Origin of the sequence: Rhizobium mesoamericanum STM3625 (genome assembly GCF_000312665.1) — a bacterium.
Classification (GTDB): domain Bacteria; phylum Pseudomonadota; class Alphaproteobacteria; order Rhizobiales; family Rhizobiaceae; genus Rhizobium; species Rhizobium mesoamericanum.
The window spans coordinates 408,197-431,934 of the sequence record NZ_HF536772.1 but is presented as its reverse complement, the minus strand read 5'-3'; the positions used below and the strand labels follow the sequence as shown (position 1 = coordinate 431,934).

Below are 23,738 nucleotides of genomic sequence, written 5' to 3'. Positions count from 1 at the left end.
GCGAAAGTGTCTGCCACTCACACAAAAAGTTTTGTGACCGAACAGGGTGCCTCCTTTGCTCTCGCGCTTGCGTAAAAGGAGCTCTGGGTGTTAGCTGCTGCAGCATTTGACTGGATTTCCGCCGATGAGACTGCCGCAACGCGATCGCTATGAAGACCTTTACCGCGATTTTGCGTGGGACATTCCGGAGGATTTCAATATTGGCCGTGCGGTCAGCGACGACTGGGCCGAGCGGGCGCCGGAGCGGGTTTGCCTTGAGCACTTCAGTCCTGACGGCGACCACCTCTCAATGACGTATCGCGAGCTGGCCGACCGCTCGTCGTCGCTCGCCAATGCTTTGGTGTCGCTGGGGGTGAAGAAGGGCGATCGTGTCGCGCTGCTTCTGCCTCAGTCCTTCGAGACGGTCGTTGCCCATGTCGCGATCTACAAGATGGGCGCGATCGCGCTGCCGCTGGCATTGCTCTTCGGTGTCGAGGCGCTTGAATATCGGCTGCGAACGGCAGGCGCTTGTACAGTTATCACCAACACATTCGGGCTTGACCGCGTCAGCCAAATCCGTCGTCGGCTCGCTGATCTGACCGAGGTCATCAGCGTCGATGGCGATGGCCAAGGCGCACGATCATTTGCCTCGCTGGTGGCGGGCCATCCGCCGGTCTTCGAGGTCGCGAAGACGGCGCCCGATGACCCGGCATTGATGATCTTCACGTCGGGAACCACCGGTCCGCCGAAGGGCGCCCTTCACGGTCATCGGGTGCTGGTCGGGCACATACCGGGGATGCAATTCGCCCATGAGGGCTTCCCGCTGCCGGGCGACAAGGTCTGGACGCCGTCGGACTGGGCCTGGGCTGGCGGCCTGTTGAATGCGCTGCTGCCAAGCCTGCTGCTCGGCATCCCTGTCGTCTCGTCGCCGGCGCAGAAATTCGATGCCGACACGGCCTTTCGCATCATGTCTGAGATGAAGGTGCGCAACGGCTTCATTCCGCCGACAGCGCTCCGGCTGCTGAAATCGGTGCCCGACCCACGCTCCAAGTATGACCTCGTGCTGCGCACGATCGGCGCGGCGGGCGAGTCCCTTGGTGCCGAAACGCTGGAGTGGGCCAAGCGGACGCTTGGGATTACCGTCAACGAGTTCTACGGGCAGACGGAGTGCAATTTCGTGCTGTCGTCGAGCGCAGCGATCGGTATCAGCCGTCCCGGTGCGATCGGTCGGCCCGTGCCCGGGCATGGCGTGGCTATCGTCAGCGAATCTGGAGAGGAGCTTCCCGTTGGTGAAACCGGGCAGATCGCCATCCGTCGGCCGGATCCCGTCATGTTTCTCGGTTATTGGAATGACGCAGCCGCAACCGAACGGAAGTTTGCGGGCGATTGGCTGCTGACGGGCGATATCGGGCGCCAGGATGCAGACGGCTACGTCACCTTCTTTGGCCGGGATGACGATGTCATCACTTCTTCGGGTTATCGCATTGGGCCAGCGGAAATCGAGGATTGTCTCAGCGGCCATCCGGCCGTGCAGCTCGCCGCAGCAGTCGGCAAGCCCGATCCCGTTCGTACCGAGATCGTCAAGGCCTATATCGTGCTGGCGCCGGGGTTCGAGCCAAGCGATTGCTTGGCCTCCGATATCAGCGACTGGGTGAAGATGCGGCTTTCGATGCACGAATATCCACGCGAGGTGGAATTCGTCTCGGAATTGCCGCTAACGACAACAGGCAAGGTGATTCGCCGCCTTCTCAGAGAGCGGGCAAGCACGGGCTGAGACGTTTGCCTCGAGGAGCTCACTGAGGAGACTTGCCGCGCCGGGCGAGAGACACGATCTTCTGGCGCAGCAACTTCGCAACGTTGCGGGTGCTGCTGTACATGTGAAGTTGGGCCGCCACCTGGCGCACGTCGCGGTCTCCATTCTGGTGAAGCCCGATCACCATGGTCCCCATGTCCTCCCGCTCCTTCCAAAAGCGGTTGATCATCGGGTGATCGGGGGCGGCGCAGGAATCGGAGCGTGCGATGTTGGCGTCGTCGAGGTGCCATTCCGTTAACTCGCCCATCAGCAGCTTGCCTGGCGAATAGCGCGCATAGGCTTCGTTGTAGGCCGTCTTCCAGGTATAGGCCTCGCTGCCCATCATCAAGATCACCATCGAGGCGATCGCCTTCCCGTTGAGGTCGATCGTATGAATGCGTACTGCATCGACCGCAGCAAGATTGGAGACGGCCTCTCGGGCAAACGCGGTGTGGTAGCGGTCGGTCACCAACGCGGTACGCTTCTTGCCCTTCCAGCCGCCTGCCTCAAGGGCAAGGAATTCCTCGAAACGTACGTGGATTTCGCGGGGCTGGCGGGCAACGCTGTAGACCACCGTGCCCAACTCTTCGAGCAGACGCCATTGACGGCGCATCTCCTTCAGATGCGATGAAGAAATCGCATTGCGCAGATAGGCGGCCGCATCCTCATCACTCTGTAACATCGCACGCTGATAGGGGCTGGTGATCGTGATCGGCAGATTGCGGCTGATGGCGACTGCCCTTACCATTCGTGCAAAGATGCCGTTCAGCCTGACATCCGGCAGCACGAGGATCGGCGGCAGGCGCAGATCCCGATGAGTGAGGCCGTCAAAGAGATTGTCCAGCGTCTCGCCTGCATCCTCGGCATCGATCAGCGGCGTGCCAAGCGGGGCGAAGCTGTTCGACCAGACACGCACGATGGAGGGGCCGACGGCGAAGCCGGGCTTTTCGACGGAGAACGGCATAAGGAAACGCATCCGGCTTCGCGTGTCGCTCTGGTCCCGCAACAGGGCGAATTTCACCTGTCGGTCATCTAGCCGCGGCATGGCCGGCGCGAGAAAGCGCCCAGTGAAGAAGACATTCGGCTCCATCGCCCGGTTAGACAGGAAATCGAGCTCCTCCTGCAGCTCGTAGCCCAACTTGCCTGAGTAAAGGCAGAGTTCGCGACCCCGCCGGCCGACTTCAACGCGCGCATCCGCCTGCGGTGCGTCGAAATCAAGAGCCGCGAGCTCGTGAACCATGCGGTTCGTCGTGACGTCGGTTGCTTCGCTGGCTGGAGGAATGCGCACCATTCTATCAAGTTTCCATGTCTGTCTTGACGGGGCAAGGCGTGGCAAATGCGAAGAGCGCGATGCCAAGCGCGCGCCGGACGGCAAAATGCAGGAGGACGGCTTCCACGCCCATGGCCGAAGCCGTGGCGATTGCCGCGCCCTCGATGCCCAGTCTGGGGATGAGGAGCAGGTTGAGGCTGATATTCGCGCCAAGCGCTACGGCATAAAGCAGAACACAGACGTTCTGTTTGCCAGCCATCATCAGCAGCGTTTCTGCCGGTCCGACCAGCGCCTTGGCAAGAATGCCCGCCAGCAGGATCGCCATCACGATGTAGCCGGCCGTGAAAGCACCACCAAACAGCGAGAGGAGTAAGTGACCGGCGGCGACGACGGTAAGGCCGATGACAAGTGCAGGCCAGAAGGTCCATTTTGCGGCGTCGATTGCCGCCGAGGCGAGTTGCTGGCGCGTGCTCTCAGCGATCAGGCTTGAAAAGCGCGGACCGGCGGCTGCCTTCACCGAAAAATTGATGAAGTGAACCAGCGCCATCGTTTTCGCGGCGGCAAAGTAGATCGCCACATCCTGCGGTCCGAGGAAGACGCCGACCACGACGACATCAGAATTGGTCAAGAGGAAGCTGACGCCCTCAATGAGAAAAATCGGGAAGGCGACACCGAGCCAACCGAGGAAATCGACCTCGCGCGGACCTTCCTGGTAGTGGCGGCGCAACCGCAGAAGAGTTGCGACGTACTGCCCGACGGCGGTCACATAGGTGGCGGCGAGCGCCGCCTGCATCGCCGTCACCGCCGTATGCGGCGCGCCGATGGCGATCGCTGTCAGCATGAAGAGAATGATGAGAACAGGCCGGATGATGTAGGCGGGGCTCAAGGCCATGACAGGCCAGTGGTTGGCGCGCGATGTGCCTTCCAGAATATCGCCGAGGGCGATCATCGGCATGGCAATCAGGCCGAGGAAGATCGGTATGACGTAGTAGCTCTCGATCCTGGCGCAGAAGGCATGCAGAGCGATCATGCCGATCGAAAGCGCGGCCGTCCCGGACAGCAATCCGAAGATTCGGGCGGTGCCGGTCAGTCCGCGGATTTTCTCGATCGCGCCTGTTGCCTTGTATTGCGGCAGGAAGCGGACGATGGCGGTGTGGAAGCCGAAGCAGGAGAGATCGCCGAAGAGGACGATTAGAACCCAGACGAATACAAAGATCCCGTACTCGTATTCGCCCATCAGTCGGGCCAGGACGATCTGTGACAGAAAGGCGAGTGCGGCGCTGACAATGCGGATCGAGAAAGCGGTCAACGCCATGCGTTGCGCGACAGCCTTGTCGCCCCGCGCGGTCAAAACGGCAGCGAGCGAGCGCAGCATACGACGACCAGCGGGGCGCAGACCCGCAGGCAGCATCTTTTCCGCCGTCTCAATGACTGCCATCGCAAACACGCAAAACCCTTGAGGCATCCCAGCGGAAGTCTTGGCAGAACGGCGTTAAGAAACGGTTGTAGCAACGGCTAGGCGCTTAAAGGGAAACGCGATTCCCACAAAAGAAAATGCCGCCGGGAGGCGGCATTTTCGAAGCGTTGGCGCGGCTCGGACTCAAGCTTGTGCGAAGGCACCATGACAATGCTTGAACTTCTTGCCGGAGCCGCAGGGACAGGCCTCGTTGCGGCCAACATGGCCCCAGGTGGAGGGATCGGCCGGATTGCGGTTTTCGGGCGCAACAACAACTTCCGAAGCCAGGTAGGCAGGCGCGAAATCGTCCTCGCCAGTATTCGGATCGAGATGGTGCGCCTGCATGAATGGCGGTTCCGGCTCGGACGGCGCCTGTTGGACGAGTTCGACGCGCATCAGCTGTGCGGTGACTGCTTCGCGCAGGTTGTTTAGCAGCGAGGTGAAGAGCTCGAAGGCTTCCGACTTGTATTCCTGCAGCGGATCGCGCTGTGCGTAGCCGCGGAAGCCAATGACGGAGCGCAGGTGGTCGAGGTTGACGATATGCTCGCGCCACAGGTGGTCGAGCGTCTGCATCACGACCGAGCGCTCAACGTAATGCATGATGTCGGGACCGAAGCGCTCGGTCTTCTCGGCAAAGGCCGCATTCGACGCTTCCGTCAGGCGATCGCGAATGGTGTCCTCGCCAATGCCTTCTTCCTTCACCCAGTCTTCGATCGGCAAATCGAGATTGAGTAGAGCAGCCGTGCGCTCCTTCAAACCGACGGCATCCCACTGCTCGGCATAGGCGCGTTCCGGAATATGCTTCTCGACGAGGTCTTCGATGACCTCGCGGCGCATGTCAGAAACAGTTTCGGTGATGCTCGGTGATTCCATCAACTCGAGGCGCTGCTCGAAGATCACCTTGCGCTGGTCGTTCAGAACGTCGTCATACTTCAAAAGGTTCTTACGGATATCGAAGTTGCGGGCTTCGACCTTCTTTTGCGCACGCTCGAGAGCCTTGTTGATCCAGGGATGGACGATCGCTTCGCCTTCCTTGAGACCGAGCTTCTGCAGCATGCCGTCCATTCGGTCGGAGCCGAAAATGCGCATCAGGTCGTCCTGAAGCGACAGGTAGAACTTCGAGCGGCCCGGGTCGCCCTGACGACCGGAACGGCCGCGCAGCTGATTGTCGATGCGGCGGCTTTCGTGGCGCTCGGTCGCGATCACATAGAGGCCACCGGCGGCGAGGGCCTTTTCCTTGAGCTTCTTGATCTCTTCGCGGATCGCTTCGGCTTTTGCGTCGCGTTCCGGACCGGGCTCCACTTCGCCAAGCTCGCGCTCGATACGCATTTCGGGGTTGCCGCCGAGCTGAATATCGGTACCGCGGCCTGCCATGTTGGTGGCAATCGTCACGGCACCCGGCACCCCGGCCTGCGCTACGATATAGGCTTCCTGCTCATGGTAGCGGGCGTTTAGAACCTGGAAGTCCTTGAAGCCCTGCTTGCGCATCAGATCGGCCAGAAATTCGGACTTTTCGATCGAGGTCGTGCCGACGAGAACCGGCTGGCCGCGCTTCTGCGCGTCCGCAATCTCGGCGATGATCGCCTTGTACTTCTCTTCGAAGGTCCGGTAGACCTCGTCGTCCTCGTCGATACGCTTGATCGGTAGGTTGGTGGGCACCTCGACGACGTCGAGGCCGTAGATGTTGCCGAATTCTTCCGCTTCCGTCTGCGCCGTACCTGTCATACCGGCGAGCTTGTCATACATGCGGAAGTAGTTCTGGAAGGTGATCTGGGCCAGAGTCTGGTTTTCCGGCTGGATCTGCACCTTTTCCTTGGCTTCGAGCGCCTGATGCTGACCTTCCGAGTAACGGCGACCCGGCATCATGCGGCCGGTGAACTCGTCGATGATGACAATCTCGTCGTTGCGGACGATGTAGTCCTTGTCTCGCTGGAACAGCTTGTGGGCTTTGAGCGCGTTATTGACGTGATGGACGATCGCCACGTTCTCGATGTCGTAGAGTGACTGACCCTTCAGCAGCCCGGCCTGACGAAGCAGGTTCTCCAGCTTTTCCGTGCCTTCCTCGGAGAAGTTAGCCGAGCGTTGTTTTTCGTCGATCTCGTAGTCGCCCTCCGAGAGAAGCGGAATGAAGGCGTCGATCGTGTTGTAGAGATCGGAGCGGTCGTCGAGCGGACCAGAGATAATCAGCGGCGTACGCGCTTCATCGACGAGGATCGAATCCACTTCGTCGACGATCGCGAAGTTATGGCCGCGCTGGACCATCTGGCTCTTCTCGTACTTCATGTTGTCGCGCAGATAATCGAAGCCGAGTTCGTTGTTGGTTGCGTAGGTGATATCGCAATTATAGGCGGCAGCGCGCTCTTCGTCCGACAGGCCGTGGACAATGACGCCCGTGGTCAGACCAAGGAAGCCGTAGATCTTGCCCATGGTGGCCGCGTCTCGGCGGGCAAGGTAGTCGTTCACGGTGACGACATGCACGCCCTTGCCGGCGAGAGCGTTCAGATAGACCGGCAGCGTAGCGACGAGCGTCTTGCCCTCGCCGGTCTTCATTTCCGCGATGTCGCCGTCATGAAGGATCATGCCGCCGATCAGCTGTACGTCAAAAGGTCGCAGGCCGAGGACCCGGCGCGACGCCTCGCGCACAACGGCGAAAGCGGGCACAAGAATATCGTCCAGCGTCTTGCCGTCTGCCAGCATCTTGCGGAATTCGACGGTCTGGGCAGCCAGCTGTTCGTCGCTCAGTGCCTTCGTTTTCTCTTCGATGGCATTGATGGCTGCGACGTTCGGCTGGAAAGACCGCACGCGGCGATCATTGGCAGAGCCAAATATTTTGCGGGCTATACCGCCAAAGCTGACCATATGACTGGTCCTTTCTCAATAATATTCCCCGGCTTTTCTTATCCGCTGCCCGGCCGAATTTCAGGCACACGTCTCGAAACACCAGGAAACTGTTCTGGACGCGAGGTTGCGTGACAGATAAGAGGGGGGTCGAATGATGTCAACGGATTTGGCTGATATAGAAAGGCCACAATCCGGTGTTGATGGCTGTTTCAGGCTGGATTCACGACGTTGAAGCCGGTGGGTTTAACTGTGAAGGGTTATTTGATGTTGAACTACAACAAAATCGCTGTGATGGCGTTCGCAACTTTCGTTGCGTTCCAGGCGCCTGTCCGTGCGGAAGACAAGCCGGATGCCGTCATTGCCAAGGTTGGCGATGTCGAGATTCATCAGTCTGATCTCGATCTGGCCGTCGCCAATCTCGACCCGCAGCTCGCGCAGCTGCCAGACGACCAGAAGAAGATCGCCGCGCTGTCCGCCGCGATTGACGTCAAGCTGCTGGCGCAGGACGCAATTGCCGAAAAGCTCGACCAGACCGCCGAATTCAAGAAGCGCATGCAGTATCTCGCCGATCGCGAGCTGCACAATGCTTATTTCAAGAAGCAAGTCGTCGACACGGTTACCGATGAAGAAGTCAAGGCCCGCTACGACAAGGAAGTCGCTGCTCTGCCGAAGCAGGAAGAGGTGCACGCCCGCCATATCCTCGTGAAGACCGAGGACGAGGCCAAGGACGTCATCAAGCAGCTTGACGCCGGCAAGAACTTTGCGGACCTAGCCAAGGAAAAGTCCACCGATCCGAACAAGGCTGACGGTGGTGATCTCGGCTATTTCACCAAGGGCCGCATGGTCAAGGAATTCGAAGAGGCCGCCTTCGCGCTTGAAAAGGGCACCTACACCAAGACACCGGTGAAGACCGACTTCGGCTATCACGTGATCCTCGTCGAGGATAAGCGCGATGCCGCTCCGCCGGCCTTCGATCAGGTCAAGGACCAAGTTCGCCAGCTAGTGATGCGCGACAAGTATCTCGCGCTTCTTGCGGGCGCCAAGGAAAAGTCCAAGGTCGACATCACCGACGAGACGCTGCGCAAGGGCTATGAGGATGCCAACAAGCAGCCGCAGCCGGGCGATGCACCCGCGCAGCAGCCTCAGCAGTAAGATCTAGCACGTCGGGCCCGGTTCTTCCGGGCCCTTCACTATATCGTTGTCGTATTTCCGCTGAGCGAGCTGGCTTATACTTCGCCCGGGAATCCATCCATCAGGTCGATCGCCATGTCCGGTTCCGTTTCCCCGCTCGCTCCGAAAACCTATGCCACCTTGCCCGCTTTGCGTGGCGTGCGGATGGCGACTGCATCAGCCGGCATCAAGTACAAGAACCGCACCGATGTGCTGATGATGGTCTTCGACAAGCCGGCGTCAGCCGCTGGCGTCTTTACCCGCTCGAAGTGCCCCTCGGCGCCCGTCGATTTCTGCCGCGCAAACCTGCCGCATGGCGTAGCACGAGCCGTCGTCGTCAACTCCGGAAATGCGAATGCCTTCACGGGTCTCAAGGGCCGCGAGGCCACGGCCCTGACCGCAAGGTCGGCCGCGGCTGCCGTTGGCTGCGGCGAGAACGAAGTTTACCTCGCGTCCACCGGCGTTATCGGGGAACCGCTGGACGCCACCAAGTTTTCTGGCGTTCTCGATCAGATGCACAAGGAGGCGACCGGCGACTTCTGGTTTGAGGCGGCCAAGGCGATCATGACCACCGATACCTATCCGAAGGTCGCGACTCGCACTGCCGAAATCGGCGGCGTGAAGGTGACGATCAACGGGATTGCAAAGGGCGCAGGCATGATTGCGCCCGACATGGCGACCATGCTCTCTTTCGTCGTCACCGATGCTGATATCGCTCCCGCTGCCCTGCAGTCGCTCCTGTCCAAGGGTGTCGATCCGACGTTCAATTCTATGACGGTCGATAGCGATACTTCGACGTCGGACACGCTGATGTTGTTTGCAACGGGTGCGACCGCCGAAGACGGTCAGGTTCGTGTAGACAAGGCGGACGACCAGCGCCTCGGCTCGTTCCGCGCTGCTCTCAACGATCTCCTCAAGGATCTTGCGCTGCAGGTTGTTCGAGATGGCGAGGGCGCGACCAAGATGCTTGAGATCACTGTGACTGGCGCCGAGAGCGACGTCGCGGCCAAGAAAATCGCGTTGTCGATTGCTAATTCGCCGCTCGTCAAGACAGCGGCCGCCGGCGAGGATGCTAACTGGGGCCGTATCGTCATGGCGGTCGGCAAATCGGGCGAAATGGCCGACCGCGACCGGCTCGCCATCTGGTTCGGCGACGTGCGGGTCGCCGTCAATGGCGAGCGCGATGCAGGCTATTCCGAGGAAGCTGCAACAAACGTGATGAGACAGCAGGATATTCCTGTAAGGGTCGACATCGGTCTCGGAAACGGCACCGCGACGGTCTGGACGTGCGATCTCACAAAGGAGTATGTCGCCATCAACGGTGACTACCGGAGCTGATTTTCCATTGACTGAATCATTATCCAAGAAGGCAAATCTGCCGCTCGTGCGCAGGCTGGAAGCCGTCGGCTTTCGGGCTTGGCCCGCCTCGTCCGTTCAGTATGACGGTAGTTGGCAGGTACGCCTGACGGCGGGACATCCGTCCAATCGGCTGAATTCGATCGTGCCGCTCGATCCCTCGGATCATCGCGACGTCGAGATCCGCCTTGCGAAGGCAAGCCGCAAGTTCGAAGCCTATGGCCGCCCCGCCGTTCTGCGTCAGACGCCGCTCGCCTCGCCAGTGCTAATCGATCTCGTGCGGCAGCAGCAGTGGGTGCCCTTCGACGAGACGGTCGTGATGACATGCGATCTTGCCCACGCGGAGCTTCCGGATACGCTAGATCACCTGCCGACGCACGATATTGGCCGCTTTGTGGATGCCAATCTTACAACCGACGGGGTGTCGTCCAAGCTGAAGCCAGCGCTCGCCGAGATCATCAATGCGATAAAGCCGCCCTCGGGGCTCTTCATGATCGAAGACGCGCAGACGGGACCGCTCGCGACTGTTCTTTGCGTCCAGGATAATGATCTTGCCGGCATCATGTCGCTTTCCGTGGCAAAGGAGCGCCGACGCGAGGGACTTGGCATAGAAATCCTGACCTCCGCCCTGCGCTGGGCGAGGATGCGCAGTGCCCGCTCCGCCTGGTTGCAGGTGAAGGTCACGAACGCTCCAGCCTTGGCGCTGTACGGTCGGCTCGGCTTCCATGAGGCTTACCGCTATTCCTATTGGCGGCAGGAGCCGCCGCGATGAGCGAGACAGCCCGAAGCATTCTTCTTGTTGCCGCTTGTGCCCTGATCGATTCTGACGGGCGCATCTTGCTGGCCCAGCGCCCCCAGGGAAAGTCGCTTGCCGGACTTTGGGAATTTCCCGGCGGCAAGGTCGAACCGGGCGAGACGCCTGAGGAATCGCTGGTGCGCGAGCTTCACGAGGAGCTTGGGATCACGACCAAGGTCGCCTGTCTGGCGCCGCTAAGCTTCGCGAGCCATTCATATGAGAAGTTTCATCTTCTGATGCCGCTCTATGTTTGCCGGCGCTATGAAGGAATTCCGCACGGAAAAGAAGGACAGGCGCTGAAATGGGTGAAGCCGCAAACGCTGCGCGACTACCCGATGCCGCCGGCTGACGAGCCGCTTATTCCGATATTGCAGGATCTACTTTAGGAACTTCTGATTATTATCCTCCAAGCGTCCAATTTGGGTGTGGATATTAATCGATCGTTTAACACCTTCTGCCAAATATCGGCCTCAATCAAGCAACTGGCGTGTGTGTAGAAAGCTTGACGCATGGACGATGATTTCTGGAAAGCCGTAAGAGAGAAAGAACAGGCCTCGACTGCCTCGAGCACAACGGGAGTGCTAAACATCGCGCTGCTGTTTGGCACGGCTGTTGTTGCGCTGACTTTGATCTTGACTCCTATGCTTGCCGACAAGTCCAAGTCTAGCGTCTTTGCGAGCGCACCGTCTGAATTCGATACTATGGCAACTGGCTCGATTCCGAAGACCGAGAATGGCAAGCGCTATACGATCCGCCGGAGCATCCTTCAGGAAACACCGGGCTCGGTTTGCGTAGTGCAAGGCTATGGAAGCGGGGCCGGCTGCTGATGGGAGCGTTGCTGTAGCGGCATCTGCAACGCAATCGACGACTGCCGCTCCAGCGCCGAGGTGGGCAATGCGAGTAGTAAAGGCATTTCTGGCTGACATCAGTGGCGCAACCGCGATCGAATACGGTCTCATTGCGGCTATCATATCAATCGCCTTAATTGGCGGTGCGCAGGCACTTGGCGGTCGTATCAACGGCCTCTTCGATACCATCTCAAACCAGTTCCCCAACTAGGCAGATGGCTACTGCTTCAGCTTGTGCTCCTCGACTTTCAGTGCATCAGCAAGTCTGACTTTTGCGGATCCCGGTCGTAGCGGTTTCTGCTGGCTCTCGTGAGGCGCCCATCCCGAAACATAAATGATGGAAAACGTTGCTTTGATTCGACCATCCGGATCGGCATAGCGCTCCGCGTAGATCTCAGCCGCCCGTAGGAAGAAGGCGCGGGTCAAGGGCTTGCGGCTGCGTGCGACGAGCGGATTGGACATCCCCATCGCCCGCAGATCCTTCATCAACGGAAAGATCGAGTCGTAACGCACCGTATAGGTCTCCGCATCAATCACCGGCAGCGCAAAGCCGGCACGCTGCATCAGACCGCCGACATCGCGCACGTCAGCGAAGGGGATCACCCGCGGGCTCGCGCCTCCGGTCATCTCGATTTCTGTCGTCAGCAGCACCTCACGTAACTCCTGCAACGTGCCCGCCCCGGGAAGAGCCGCAAGAAAGAGGCCATCGGGTTTCAATGCACGGCGGATCTGGATGAAGACGCCCGGTGTGTCGTTGGTCAAATGAAGGCTAAGCGGTGCCAGAAGGAGGTTGGTCGACCGCGGCTCCAAGGGGACCTCTTCCAGCGCGGCCTCGACAAAGTGCTCGTCCGCTTCCGCGTAGGCTTGCTCGCTCTCGACTCGGGTCAGGTGCTGGATCTTGCCGGTCGCGATCGCGGCGCGGGCCGCCGCGCCCGTGGCGCCGTGCAACTCGACCGCGTGCTCGAATGTCCGTTCGACTACGGCAAGGCGTTCGCCCAGTTCCTTTGCGGCGATGTCAAGGAGGAAGGTCGCGTTGGGATCGTGATGGCGAAGCGCGCGATGGCGGTTTGCAGCAATCCGTGCCTGGTCAAAAATCATATCCATGGAGCAGTGCATAGTCCCGCGGAACGGGTGCTGCAAGGCGATTTTCCTCGGAGGCGAAATCCGTTGATCTTCCACGAAGCGGTCGAGATGAAATGGGATTGATGAGACTATGATTGCCTATTCAAACTAAAAGCGTCGCTGCTGATGCTCCTTCGGGCTGTTAGTCACCTTCTCTGGCGAGGTTCTGGGCATCCCCTTCTCGCATGATCGTCTGTCTGGCGTTCTCAGTGTAGAGGCGATAGCCAATCCCCTGCCTTTCGACCGGCTGCGGCCTTCGTCACGAGCCGGTGCGCCCGCTGGTGCACGGCCTGAGATAGGGCAGGAGCGGCGGACATAATGGTTTTGACCTTTGCAAGGGCTCGTTCAGAAACTATATGACAAAAAGATAACTGAATTGTCTGGAGTCCTCATGGCACCCGTCACCATCTATACGCGCCAAGCCTGCGGCTATTGTACGCGCGCCAAATCGCTGTTGGCCGAAAAGGGCGTCGATTTCGTCGAGCACGATGCCACCTCTGCGCCGGAGATTCGCCAGGAGATGATCGGCAAGTCCAACGGTCGCACGACCTTCCCGCAGATTTTCATTGGTGAGCAGCATGTCGGCGGATGCGATGATCTCTATGCGCTGGATCGTGCCGGTGGGCTTGATCCTCTTCTTGCTGCATAAGGAAGAACGATGACGTTTACGGCCGCCGCAATCCAGATGTGTTCCGGCGTCGATCCCGAGAGGAACGCTGCTACGATGGCACGCCTTGTTCGCGAGGCTGTGGGCAAAGGCGCGACATATGTGCAGACACCTGAGATGACCGGCATGTTGCAGCGTGATCGGGCTGCTGCCAAGACGCTGCTACGGGACGAAACCAGCGATGTCGTCGTCCGTACCGGTTCGGAGTTGGCTCGGGACCTTGGCATCTTCATGCATGTCGGTTCGACCGCAATCGCCCTTAGTGATGGAAAGCTTGCCAATCGCGGCTATCTCTTCGGACCGGACGGAACGATTCTGAACCGCTACGACAAGATCCACATGTTCGATGTTGATCTGGACAACGGTGAGAGCTGGCGCGAAAGCGCGGCGTACCGCCCGGGGTCAGAGGCGCGCGTGTTGTCGCTGCCCTTTGCCGAAATGGGTTTTGCGATTTGCTATGACGTTCGCTTCCCCACACTTTTCCGCGCCCAAGCTATCGCCGGTGCCGAAGTGATGACAGTTCCGGCCGCCTTCACAAAACAAACCGGCGAGGCGCATTGGGAAATCCTGCTGCGGGCGCGCGCCATCGAGAATGGCATTTTTGTGATTGCTGCTGCTCAGGCCGGGCGTCACGAGGATGGGCGTGAGACATATGGTCACTCGATGATCGTCGATCCGTGGGGTAGGATTCTGGCTTCGGCCGGTCCGGAAGGCGAAGCCATCATCGTTGCCGACATCGACACTGCTGCGGTCAAAGCCGCGCACGACAAGATTCCGAACCTGAAAAACGGTCGTGATTTCTCCATCGAGAGGGTCGTAAGGGCAGTCGCGGGAGGCGTCGCCGCTTGATCCGCTATTCCTTGCGTTGTGAAAATGCCCATGAATTCGAAGGCTGGTTTTCCGAAAGTGCAGATTTCGATCGCCAGGTCGCGTCAGGCTTTCTCACCTGCCCGGTCTGCAATTCTACGTCTATCTCCAAGCTCCTGATGGCTCCGTCCGTCTCGACGGCGCGCAAGAAAGATGAAATGCAAACGCTCGCGATGGACACGATGCGACGCGAGGCGTTCCAGAAACTCAAAGAAGCCGTCGCGACGATCAAGGCCAACTCCGAGGATGTCGGAACACGGTTTCCCGAGGAAGCGCGCAAGATCCATTACGGAGAGAGCGACGCCCGCGGCATCATCGGGCAGACCACAGTCGACGAGGCGCAGGCGCTTCTCGACGAAGGCATCGAAATTGCCGCGCTACCCGTTCTACCCGACGATGTGAACTAGCCTATAGCCTAAGCCTAGTGCGCGCTATAGGCTCCGTCCACGAGATGGTAGCTACCAGTTATGAAGCTTGCTTGCTCAGACAACAGAAAGCATACAAGTGCCGCCACTTCTTGCGGTGTGCCGCGCCGGCCCATCGGTTGCAATGCTTCCATGCGCCGGCTGCTCGCAATGTCGCGATGTTCTGACGAAAGCGGTGTTTCAATCCAGCCGGGGCCGACCGCGTTGATGCGAATGCCAAGGCGCGCATACTCTATCGCCGCCGCCTTTGTTAGTCCGACGACGCCATGTTTGGCCGCCGTATATGCGCATGCAATCGGTAATGCGACGGCACCGAGCACGGACGACACGTTGACAATCGCGCCGCCGCCACCCGCCAACATCGCCCCGATCTCGTATTTCATGCAGTAGAAGACGCTATTGAGATTGACATCCAGGAGTTTGTGCCAGTTGTCGAGCGGGTAATCCCCCGTCGCCCTGCGCACACCGTCGACGCCGGCGTTGTTGACCGCAAGATGCAGACCGCCGCACGTTTCCCCTATTGTTGCAACCAGCTTTTCAACCGCGGCTGCATCCGTAACATCGATGGCAAAGTGGCGAGATTTGCCGCCTTTTTCGCAAATCTCCGCTGCAACACGCTCCGCCGCCTCGGCATTGATATCAGCAAGAACAACCTCCGCGCCTTCCTCAGCCAATTGCCGAGAGATGGCCGCGCCGATGCCGGAGCCGGCGCCAGTGACAATCGCTACCTTTCCTTCGAAGCCAAGATTCATCGTTTTTGCTATCGCCCCCTTCGACCAGATCAACCCAATCGCTCCAACCTAGCTTTGCGGCACGTGTTGCCGCAAGAGGCGCCCTCTAGCAGGCCGACATTATGAAGGACTTATACAACGACAGGGAGGTTTCTGCACAGAAGAGCGCTGGTGCGATCCGACGATGGCTTGGCCTGAAAACAACAGAATGCTAAAGGAAAGCGATAGGGCTCACCAATATCAGCAGGTAACGATGGATAACGACCATATTACGCGCCGTGGCCTAGTCTTGGGCTGTGTGGCTTTGATGACCTCTGGATGCGCCACAGCGAGTTGGCCAATAGGGAATCCCTTCTCTTCGACGGGTTCCCCTATCCGGCGCCGCGAGGTCGCATATTCGGGCAGCGAGGGGCCGGGCAGCATCGTCGTGAACACCTACGAACGTTACCTTTACTACGTCGAGGATGAGGGCCGCGCGACACGCTACGGCGTTGCGGTTGGTGAGGAAGGTCTTACTCTGAAGGGCAATGCCGTGGTCGGACGAAAGGCCGAGTGGCCGTCTTGGACACCGACTGCGAGCATGATCGAGCGCAAGCCGCGGTTGGCTCAATACGCAGGGGGCGTTCCCGGCGGGGAAAACAATCCACTCGGTGCAGCGGCGCTTTATCTCTACCGTGGCGGGCAGGATACCTACTTTCGTATTCACGGAACAAATGAACCGTGGTTGATCGGACAGGCGGTGTCGAATGGTTGCATCCGCATGACCAACGAAGACATCATGCACCTTTACGGCCGAGCGCCGGTGGGGACCAGCGTTTTGGTCATATGATACTTACATTTTGTATCGATATTGCCACCCTCTGTTAGCATTGCGCGTCGCTTGCGTGACGCGAGTGCCGCACTGTGCCCTTTCTGCACTTGGCTTGGGGCTATTTTACCGCTATTAGTAGAATCGTTGCCTTCGATAACCTATTCCATGCTAACGGAGAGGACTACTTGATGAGCAGAATCCTAATCATGTGCCTTGTTGCGTTGTTTTCTGTTTCGAGCCTGACGGCTTGCGGAGCAGTTGGTAAGGGCAAGGGCAAAGCCCCGCCGCCAGTAGCAGAGGCCCCAATCACAAAATAACATCTGACCTTTGAGTAAGGGGGAGGGACTCGTGGCCCCTCCCCCGAATCGTTGGCGGAGCCAGACGCCTACGTGCAGATGCGCAACCCTAGGCTGGCATTATGCATGAGTGTCTGTGCTCATCGATCTCGGAGATGAAGCGTAGTTATGACGCTTGCAAAAGGCCACCTTTCCATACTTGTTCTCACTGCTCTCGCTCTTACATCCTGTCAATCGGACGACAAGCCACCGCAACCGAGGTTCACTTCGGATGCCCGTGGCGCGCAAGTCGGCAAGGCTGCTCAGCGAGAGGGCCAGTATTTCATCGAATTCCGTTCCCGCTACGCGCTGACTTATGGCCACACCTATGCAGTCTTCGGGCGGCTGAATAAGGCCGGGGGGATGGTCAATCCGCAGGTTGCCGGGCTTGCTCCAGCTTCTCCAGATGCCGCGCCCTACGTTCTCGGGCACTTCATTCCCGTCCCGGCCACAACCGGGGCCACGGACGGGGACCTTGAGGAAGCCTATCGCTCGGCAAGTTGGCGCATTTTGCTTACCGAGGCAGAGTACAACAAAACAGTCGCGTTCATTCGCCAATTGCAGGCAAAATCGAAGTTGTGGCAGGCCACGGTGGACAATTGCAACAATTTCGTCGGCGAAATCGCAAGTTCCATGGGATACAAGACGCCCAGCATCTGGCTTCGTCCGCAAGAGTTCGTTACAAAACTTCGAGAGATGAATACGTGAACTGCGGAACGAGCCCGTCGGGTCATAGCGTTCGCATGATGACAAAGGGCTCGGGTGAACTGAATTGAGCGTTGCTCTCATTGGTAAAGTCGTCTGGGTGCTTGGCATCGTTGCCTGGTACGCAATTCGCTATCCTTCGGAACGTCGCGCCAGGCGAACGAGGGTCGTCAGCGATCGTCGCTCGACCACGGAGGCGGTCGGCCTTTCGGCCGCCCTTCTGGGGCTCGCGTTTGTTCCCGGTTTCTATGTCGCGACGGGGAAGCCTGAGGCTGCCGATTATACGGCGCATCTGTGGGCGGTGATCCTCGGCGCAATACTGTTCTGCATGGCAATGTGGGTCTTCCGCAGAACTCATAAGACGCTCGGCCGCAACTGGTCCATTTCGCTGCAGATTCGCGAGAAACACGAGCTGATTTCTCACGGGCCCTACGCCCTCGTGCGCCACCCGATGTATACGTCCTTCCTGCTCATGGCGCTCGGCCAGGCGTTCCTGCTGGCAAATTGGGTGGTCGGCCTGGCGGGTGTCATCGGCTTTGCGGTTCTCTTCTTTCTGCGGGTGGACAAGGAGGAGCGCATGATGCTGGAGATTTTCGGTCCTGAGTATCGCGCCTACATGGACCGGACAAAGCGAATTATCCCCTACATCTACTAGAGGACGCCTGATGCGGGGACGTGCCATCAAGCTTTCGCCATCGCGGCGTCTGGTCGGAGACCTCATGCGGTTTTCAATCGGCGTGCCGCGCGTAACGGTGCAGCGACAGATGAACCTTAAGCCGTTGCAACAAGCGAGGATGGCGCAGCAGCGCAAGACGTCTTGGACCGTGTTGTTTCTAAAGGGCTATGCGCTTCTTAGCCAGGACGTACCGGAACTGCGGCGGGCCTACGTGAAGCTACCCCGGCCGCAGCTCTATGAATATCCGGTCAGCATCGCCTCCGTCGCTCACGAGCGCGAGTATGAGGGCGAGCGGATTGTTCTGCTAAGCACGATCAAGGACCCGGAGCATCGCCCGATAGGCGAGATCGAGGAACTGTTTCTAGCCGCCAGGTCCAAGCCGGTTCAGGAGGTCAAGCAGTTTCGCAAGGCCCTGAGATTCGCGCGCGCGCCTGGCCCGATTCGTTGGCTGCTCATGTGGCTGGGGCTCAACCTCGGGCGGCAGCGCGGACGCCGTTTCGGCACCTTCCAGCTGTCGGTCTATTCGGGCCTCGGGGCAGAATCATTGAACCCCCTCACACCACTGACCACCATTTTCAACTATGGCTCGATTTCCGAAGACGGTACGGTGACGGTCCGCATCCACTATGACCACCGCGTGATGGATGGAGCCAATGTTGCCCGCGCGTTGATTCGCTTCGAAAACATCCTGAATGGAGCAATCACCGAGGAAGTCCAAGGTATGGCTTCTCGCGAAGCGATCATGGGCGAGGCTGCGTCTGGAAAAGTGTCATGACAGATGAACAGGGTGAATCTTTGCGCCCCGCGGTGGTCGTGGTCGGCGCCTCCCGCGGCATCGGTCGGGCGATTGCCAAGGTTGCCGCGCGGGAAGGAGCGACCGTCGTCCTAGTGGCGCGGTCATCGGATGGATTGAGTGCGGCCGCGAACGACGTGAAGGCGGCCGGCGGCCAAGCATTCACTTTCTCGCTCGACCTTCTTGCGACTGATGCCTCAAGGCGACTGCAGGACTTTCTTACGGCCAATAGTCTGGTCTGCGACGTTCTAGTCAACAGTGCTGGCTACGGATTGCGAGGCCCGGCGACTACGCTTCCGATTGCCGACCAGCTCGGTATAGTCGACGTCAACGTCCGTGCACTGACGGATATGACGCTGCATTTCCTACCGGGAATGGTGGCACGCGGACGGGGCGGCGTTCTCAACCTCGGTTCCATTGCCGGTTTCACGCCGGGGCCGAACATGGCGCTGTACTATGCTAGTAAGGCTTTCGTCCGTTCATTTTCAGAGGCTTTGCATCAAGAGGTCAAGTCGACCGGTGTGGCTGTGACCTGCGTCGCGCCTGGGCCGGTTGCGACAGAGTTCCTGGAGAAATCGGGCGCTGGTCGGGCTGCCTTGTTCAAGATCTTGCCGAAGCTCAGCTCCGACTATGTGGCCGAGCGCGCCTGGAGCGGGTTCAAATCCAGCCGTCGCCTGGTGGTGCCCGGTCTTTCGGCAAAGCTGGCGGCCTTCGTCGCATCATCTCTACCGGCGACGGTGAAGGTCCGCTTGATTGGTCGCCTGCAACGGCGCAGTCGCGACCTGTGTCCTTGTGGCTCCGGCAAACCGTTCAAAGAATGCTGCGGCTCAAGGAAGGCCCGTCGGGGAGGCATCTGAGCCAGGCGCTATCGGCGAGAGCGTTTCGCTAGCATCATGTAATTCACGTCCATATCCTTCGACAGATTCCACTGGTTTGACAGCGGATTGAAGAAGACGCCGGTGCGATCGATGATCGAGAGGCCGTTTGCCGTCACAGGTTTTTCGATTTCTTCCGGGCGGACAAGCTTCTCGTACTGATGCGTGCCGCGTGGCAGCCATCGCAGGATGTTCTCTGCAGCAAAGATGGCGAGTGCGGCGGCCTTCATTGTCCGGTTGATGGTCGCGACGAACATCAGGCCATCCGGGCGAACCATCTTGGCGCAGGTAGCCAGGAAGAAGTCGACGTCGGCGACGTGTTCCACGACTTCCATGTTGAGAACGATATCGAATGTCTCGCCGCCTTCCGCGAGCTGCTCGGCCGTCACAGCTCGGTAATCGACAGGCACGCCAGAAGCCTTCGCATGGGTCGAGGCGATGCCAATATTCTTCTCTGACGGATCGGCACCGACGACGCTTGCGCCCATTCGTGCAACGGGCTCTGAAAGCAGACCGCCGCCGCATCCGATATCCAGGACGCGAAGACCTTCCAGTGGCCTTGCGCCGCGGATGTCTCGGCCGAAGTTTTCCGCTGCTTTGTCGCGGATATAGGCTAGCCGCACGGGATTGAATTTGTGAAGCGGCTTGAACTTGCCTGTGGGGCTCCACCATTCGGCCGCCATGGCGGAAAAGCGGTCCACCTCTTGCTGGTCGATCGTGCTTTTTGCCGCTTCACTCATGTTTTCGCTCCTCGCATTCGTTCTGAGTGAAGTCGGCCGAAGCCGCGTGGAAGTCAAGAGCGGCCGGAGGACGCGGTGTCGCAAGCAACTTTCAAATAAGGCGAACTGCGACGCTGCCTACACCAAGAAGATGAGGAGACGTTAAAGTTAACAATATGCTAATATACTGAAAGTTTGTCGGGGGTCGATTATGTCTCGCTTCTGTGGTGCTGTCGCTGCAGGCCTATTTGCTGCGTTGCTTGGGCCGATGCAGGCGTTTTCAGCCGAGCCGGTGGGGCAGGCGACATTGATTCGGACGGAGGTGACGGGCGAGGCCGGTCCACTGGTCGTCCGATCGCCGGTACACCGCGACGAGCGCATTCGAACCTCAACATCCGGTCTTGGACAATTCGTATTCAAGGATGGCACGAAACTCGCGGTCGGGGCAGGCTCTACAGTCGTTATCGATAAGTTCGTCTATGATGATTCCGATTCCGTAAAACGGCTATCGATCAAGGCAGCGAAGGGCACGTTCCGCTGGATCAGCGGCAATTCGGCGTCCTCGGCCTATTCGATCGTAACACCGGCCGGGACGATTGGGGTGCGCGGCACGGCCTTCGACTTTTACGTCGGCCCCAACGGCACGACGGCGATCGTATTGCTCAATGGTTCGGCGAGCTTCTGCGGGCCGGGCGGCTGCAGGCAACTGCGGCAGCAGTGCGATTGTGTGGTTGCAACCAGGGGCGGAAGGATGACTGATCCCAGCCAGGTCGACCGTCGTACGCTCCAGACACTGAGCAATCCACGAGCATTGCCGTTCCTCTCCGGAGATCAGCAGCTTTCCGGGGCACTTGGCGGCATTCGCACCAGTTGTGGGTTAGCATCGTTGCGCCAAGACCGCCAGGACCGGCCGCAGCGGCAACAGCGACAGGAGCAGCCATCGCCGCAGGCACCTCAGCAGGCCCCCCAGGCACCGCAAGCTCCACAGCAGACGCCGCAACAGGCGCCGGACACGCCGGACAAACCGGATAAGCCTGATCATCACCATGATTGGGATCATCATGACTGGGATCATCATGACTGGGATCACGGTGGTCGAGACCACCATGATCGTGATCACCGCGGCCATGACAGGGATGATGACGATCATGACCGCGACGGACACAATGGTCACCGGAGCGACAATTAAGGATCGAGGTGAAGCTTGGCTTCATGCGACAGATCCGTGCCCCTGGGGCCAACGTCATGGACAGGATTGTCTCGAAAGTGATCGGCCCTGCGCCCGAGGCGACTGTAGAATTGGGGCAGGGTCGCTGTTAGTTCGGCTGCCTTGAGCTTGGCGATGTTGAGCATCTTCCGGCTCTCCGGCGAATGGGCGTGTAGGGCCGCGACAAGCTCCGAATGAATGCGCTGTAAGTCAGCAAAGGCGCTGGAGCCACGAACCTCTTCACCACCGACCACCGCGTAGAGGCGCGCCTTGCTGGTCTTGCCCTTCAGCCCAAGTCGGCCGGCATCGAGGAGTGCGACATGCGGCAGTTCGCCGGCCGTGTTCTCCGAGACGAGGATGTCGAAGCCGACTTCCTTGCAGGCGGATTCGATACGTGCGGCGACGTTGACGGCATCGCCGACGGCGGAGTAGTTGAAGCGTGACTCGGCCCCCATGTTGCCGACACAAGCAAGCCCCGTGTGAATGCCGATTCCGATACCCACCTGATGATCTGGGCCGAAGCCGAAGGCATCAGATGCGTTGAGGGAGGCAAGCGTCTCACGCATCGCAAGGGCGGCGCGAACCGCCTTGGCAGGATGGTTCGTGACGTCCACGGGGGCGTTCCAGAAGGCCATGATCGAGTCCCCGATAAACTTGTCGAGCGTGCCTTCATTGGCAGTCACGTGACGGCTCAGGGCATCGAGCAGCGTGTTCAAGAAGCGGACAACCTCGGCCGGCTGCAGCCGTTCACTGAGTTCGGTGAAACCACGAACATCGACGAACATTACCGTCAGTTCGCGGTCATCGCCCCCGAGCCGCATCGCATTGCGGGTGTGCTCGATCCGATAAAGCAGTGATGGCGAGAGATACTGCCCGAAGGCGCGGCGAACTTCGCGGCGCTCGCGGTCGATGATGAGGATGCGAAACGATGTCGCCGCGAAATGGGTAATCGAGCCGGCAATAATCGGTGCGAGCGGATCCAACAGCAGGCCCCAGGTGAAGAAGGCAAACCAGGATGCCGCAACTGCCAGCATCGTTATGCAGAGCCCGCAGGCGAGCGCCACGGCCGGGCTCACAAAGGTCGTTAGCACCACCAGGATCGTGCCTAGCGTGGCAACCGCAAGGATTTCCATTCCATCCGCCCAATCGGGCCGGGATAGAAAATGACCGGTCAGGATCTGCTCGACAGTCTGGGCATGCATGGAAACACCCGGAACGTTCTGCCCGAGAGCTGTCGTGCGGATATCCTGCAGGCCCGCCGAGGACGTGCCGACGAAAAGGATGCTTCCCTCAATGGCGGCGGCGACCTGTGGATCAACCCCCTGCGGCGCAAGGATTTTGCTGGCGGAGATATAGCGTTCCGCAACATCAGGACTGGTATACAGCCACAGCTCCCCGCTCGCTGTTACTGGCACGACGAACTCGCCGATCTTGACCGATGTCAGCGTGTCCGGGGACTCGGGAGCCGCCGCCAGAACGTAGGTTGAGGCACCTTGCGCGACGCGGAGAGCTTCGATCGCCAAATTTGGATAGAGCTGCTCGCCGTCCGTCAAGAAGAGCGGCACCTTGCGGACGACGGCTGACGGATTGCCGGGGTTTAGGCTGACATGGCCAAGGCCCGCAGCGTTGATCTGCAGTTGTGGGCGCACCGGCGTCGCCGCATCGAGACGGGGAGGAGCGTTGATCGGGCTTTCGCCGGTGAAGGCGAAGCCCGCCTTGACCGGTGGCCGGTAGTTGCCCTCCGTCGTCAGGCCGAAGCCGAGTACCACGGGGCGTCCGGCAATCGCCTCGGCGAAAAGTTCATCATTGTCAGGCAGCCGGCTTATCAGCGTTGGGTCAACGCCGGCGACATCACGCATGATGCTGCGTGGCGAGAGACGGTCGGGCTCGGCAAAAAGCACGTCGAATGCGATCGCAGCTGCCCCCAGATCCGATAGCCGCTGCACGAGAAGGGCCAGCCGGTCGCGCGGCCAGGGCCATTGGCCAAATTCCCTGAGCGAGGCCTCGTCGATGTCGACAACGCGAACCGGCGTCGGCTCGAAAGGGCGCGGTGAAATGCGCTGGTACTCGTCAAAGGTAATGTCGCGCAGTTGCCGCAGCAGCGGGGGGTCGCTTGCCCGCAGCATCGTGAAGGCCGCGACGATAGCAAGGCCGATGGTAACGCCGATTTGCTGCGCACGGGTCATTTGCGATCGGAGCCCTCGTGCCGGGGAATCAGGTGGCGCCGACGAGAACAGAGTTTCCGGGGCGCAGCTAGGCTGCCCGTTTCCGGAGCGGGATGCAACTGCGCCTTTCGA

At 59.6% G+C, this 23,738-nt stretch carries 24 protein-coding genes and 1 pseudogene; 18 read left to right on the top strand and 7 right to left on the bottom strand.

The window, feature by feature from the left end; translation table 11 throughout:
- The first annotated feature begins 124 nt into the window (after positions 1-124).
- Positions 125-1,753: an AMP-binding protein gene (locus BN77_RS02080; RefSeq protein ID WP_007527967.1), complete on the top strand. Its 1,629-nt coding sequence runs from the start codon at positions 125-127 to the stop codon at positions 1,751-1,753.
- Between the two features lie 19 nt (positions 1,754-1,772).
- On the opposite strand, the gene BN77_RS02075 is transcribed toward BN77_RS02080, so the two are convergent.
- The 3 genes from BN77_RS02075 to secA form a co-directional block, all read right to left on the bottom strand.
- Positions 1,773-3,062: a GNAT family N-acetyltransferase gene (locus BN77_RS02075; protein WP_007527965.1), complete on the bottom strand. Its 1,290-nt coding sequence runs from the start codon at positions 3,060-3,062 to the stop codon at positions 1,773-1,775.
- Positions 3,063-3,066: 4 nt separating this feature from the next.
- Positions 3,067-4,479 (bottom strand): oligosaccharide flippase family protein, encoded by a 1,413-nt coding sequence (locus BN77_RS02070; RefSeq protein ID WP_007527962.1) that lies wholly within the window; start codon positions 4,477-4,479, stop codon positions 3,067-3,069.
- A 162-nt stretch (positions 4,480-4,641) separates the two neighbouring features.
- Positions 4,642-7,356 carry a preprotein translocase subunit SecA gene (secA, locus tag BN77_RS02065; protein WP_007527961.1) on the bottom strand — a complete coding sequence of 905 codons (2,715 nt, stop codon included), beginning with the start codon at positions 7,354-7,356 and terminating at the stop codon, positions 4,642-4,644.
- A gap of 246 nt (positions 7,357-7,602) precedes the next feature.
- Here secA and BN77_RS02060 point away from each other — a divergent pair, with 246 nt between their 5' ends.
- From BN77_RS02060 to BN77_RS02035, 6 genes are all read left to right on the top strand, one after another.
- Positions 7,603-8,490: a peptidylprolyl isomerase gene (locus tag BN77_RS02060; protein ID WP_007527959.1), complete on the top strand. Its 888-nt coding sequence runs from the start codon at positions 7,603-7,605 to the stop codon at positions 8,488-8,490.
- A gap of 114 nt (positions 8,491-8,604) precedes the next feature.
- Entirely contained in the window at positions 8,605-9,846 is a 1,242-nt protein-coding gene (gene argJ / locus BN77_RS02055) for a bifunctional glutamate N-acetyltransferase/amino-acid acetyltransferase ArgJ (RefSeq protein WP_040676613.1), read from the top strand.
- Positions 9,815-10,636: a GNAT family N-acetyltransferase gene (locus tag BN77_RS02050; protein WP_051177082.1), complete on the top strand. Its 822-nt coding sequence runs from the start codon at positions 9,815-9,817 to the stop codon at positions 10,634-10,636. Before argJ ends, BN77_RS02050 begins: the two co-directional genes overlap by 32 nt.
- Positions 10,633-11,046 (top strand): 8-oxo-dGTP diphosphatase MutT, encoded by a 414-nt coding sequence (gene mutT, locus BN77_RS02045; RefSeq protein ID WP_007527953.1) that lies wholly within the window; start codon positions 10,633-10,635, stop codon positions 11,044-11,046. Before BN77_RS02050 ends, mutT begins: the two co-directional genes overlap by 4 nt.
- Before the next feature lie 123 nt (positions 11,047-11,169).
- The gene (locus tag BN77_RS02040) at positions 11,170-11,487 is read left to right on the top strand and encodes a hypothetical protein (RefSeq protein ID WP_007527951.1); all 318 of its coding nucleotides are present in this window, start codon (positions 11,170-11,172) and stop codon (positions 11,485-11,487) included.
- Between the two features lie 67 nt (positions 11,488-11,554).
- Positions 11,555-11,719, top strand: a complete 165-nt coding sequence (locus BN77_RS02035) for a Flp family type IVb pilin (RefSeq protein WP_007527949.1) — start codon at positions 11,555-11,557, stop codon at positions 11,717-11,719.
- 8 nt (positions 11,720-11,727) lie between these two features.
- Here the strand turns inward: BN77_RS02035 and BN77_RS02030 are convergent, their stop codons facing one another.
- Positions 11,728-12,612, bottom strand: coding sequence for a methyltransferase domain-containing protein (locus BN77_RS02030; protein ID WP_007527947.1), 885 nt, complete (start codon positions 12,610-12,612; stop codon positions 11,728-11,730).
- Positions 12,613-12,790: 178 nt separating this feature from the next.
- On the opposite strand from BN77_RS02030, the pseudogene BN77_RS34610 reads away from it, so the two are divergent.
- From BN77_RS34610 to BN77_RS02015, 4 genes and pseudogenes are all read left to right on the top strand, one after another.
- Positions 12,791-12,926, top strand: a pseudogene (locus BN77_RS34610) (ComF family protein); the annotation flags it as partial.
- Between the two features lie 95 nt (positions 12,927-13,021).
- Complete coding sequence (gene grxC, locus BN77_RS02025) at positions 13,022-13,279, top strand: glutaredoxin 3 (RefSeq protein WP_007527945.1); 258 nt, start codon at positions 13,022-13,024, stop codon at positions 13,277-13,279.
- Positions 13,280-13,288: 9 nt separating this feature from the next.
- A complete protein-coding gene (locus BN77_RS02020; protein ID WP_007527942.1) occupies positions 13,289-14,146 on the top strand; it encodes a carbon-nitrogen hydrolase family protein in 858 nt (285 codons plus the stop codon).
- A complete protein-coding gene (locus BN77_RS02015) occupies positions 14,143-14,571 on the top strand; it encodes a DUF1178 family protein (RefSeq protein ID WP_007527940.1) in 429 nt (142 codons plus the stop codon). The genes BN77_RS02020 and BN77_RS02015 overlap by 4 nt, the downstream gene beginning before the upstream one ends.
- Positions 14,572-14,585: 14 nt before the next feature.
- Here the strand turns inward: BN77_RS02015 and BN77_RS02010 are convergent, their stop codons facing one another.
- Positions 14,586-15,341, bottom strand: a complete 756-nt coding sequence (locus BN77_RS02010) for an SDR family NAD(P)-dependent oxidoreductase (protein ID WP_007527938.1) — start codon at positions 15,339-15,341, stop codon at positions 14,586-14,588.
- 232 nt (positions 15,342-15,573) lie between these two features.
- Between BN77_RS02010 and BN77_RS02005 the strand changes: the two genes are divergently transcribed.
- The 6 genes from BN77_RS02005 to BN77_RS01985 all read left to right on the top strand — a co-directional run bounded on the left by BN77_RS02005 (position 15,574) and on the right by BN77_RS01985 (position 19,497).
- Positions 15,574-16,149, top strand: coding sequence for a L,D-transpeptidase (locus tag BN77_RS02005; protein WP_007527936.1), 576 nt, complete (start codon positions 15,574-15,576; stop codon positions 16,147-16,149).
- Between the two features lie 170 nt (positions 16,150-16,319).
- Complete coding sequence (locus tag BN77_RS34605; protein WP_037075964.1) at positions 16,320-16,448, top strand: hypothetical protein; 129 nt, start codon at positions 16,320-16,322, stop codon at positions 16,446-16,448.
- Positions 16,449-16,595: 147 nt separating this feature from the next.
- Positions 16,596-17,174, top strand: coding sequence for a hypothetical protein (locus BN77_RS02000; protein WP_007527933.1), 579 nt, complete (start codon positions 16,596-16,598; stop codon positions 17,172-17,174).
- A 64-nt stretch (positions 17,175-17,238) separates the two neighbouring features.
- Positions 17,239-17,826, top strand: coding sequence for a protein-S-isoprenylcysteine O-methyltransferase (locus BN77_RS01995; protein ID WP_007527931.1), 588 nt, complete (start codon positions 17,239-17,241; stop codon positions 17,824-17,826).
- Between the two features lie 10 nt (positions 17,827-17,836).
- Positions 17,837-18,622, top strand: a complete 786-nt coding sequence (locus BN77_RS01990; protein ID WP_007527929.1) for a hypothetical protein — start codon at positions 17,837-17,839, stop codon at positions 18,620-18,622.
- Entirely contained in the window at positions 18,619-19,497 is an 879-nt protein-coding gene (locus BN77_RS01985) for an SDR family NAD(P)-dependent oxidoreductase (RefSeq protein ID WP_007527927.1), read from the top strand. The genes BN77_RS01990 and BN77_RS01985 overlap by 4 nt, the downstream gene beginning before the upstream one ends.
- An 8-nt stretch (positions 19,498-19,505) precedes the next feature.
- Here the strand turns inward: BN77_RS01985 and ubiG are convergent, their stop codons facing one another.
- The gene (ubiG, locus tag BN77_RS01980; RefSeq protein ID WP_007527924.1) at positions 19,506-20,255 is read right to left on the bottom strand and encodes a bifunctional 2-polyprenyl-6-hydroxyphenol methylase/3-demethylubiquinol 3-O-methyltransferase UbiG; all 750 of its coding nucleotides are present in this window, start codon (positions 20,253-20,255) and stop codon (positions 19,506-19,508) included.
- 190 nt (positions 20,256-20,445) lie between these two features.
- Here ubiG and BN77_RS01975 point away from each other — a divergent pair, with 190 nt between their 5' ends.
- A complete protein-coding gene (locus BN77_RS01975; protein ID WP_007527922.1) occupies positions 20,446-21,423 on the top strand; it encodes a FecR family protein in 978 nt (325 codons plus the stop codon).
- Here the strand turns inward: BN77_RS01975 and BN77_RS01970 are convergent.
- The gene (locus tag BN77_RS01970) at positions 21,420-23,627 is read right to left on the bottom strand and encodes a CHASE2 domain-containing protein (protein ID WP_007527921.1); all 2,208 of its coding nucleotides are present in this window, start codon (positions 23,625-23,627) and stop codon (positions 21,420-21,422) included. The genes BN77_RS01975 and BN77_RS01970 overlap by 4 nt on opposite strands.
- Between the last annotated feature and the right edge of the window lie 111 nt (positions 23,628-23,738).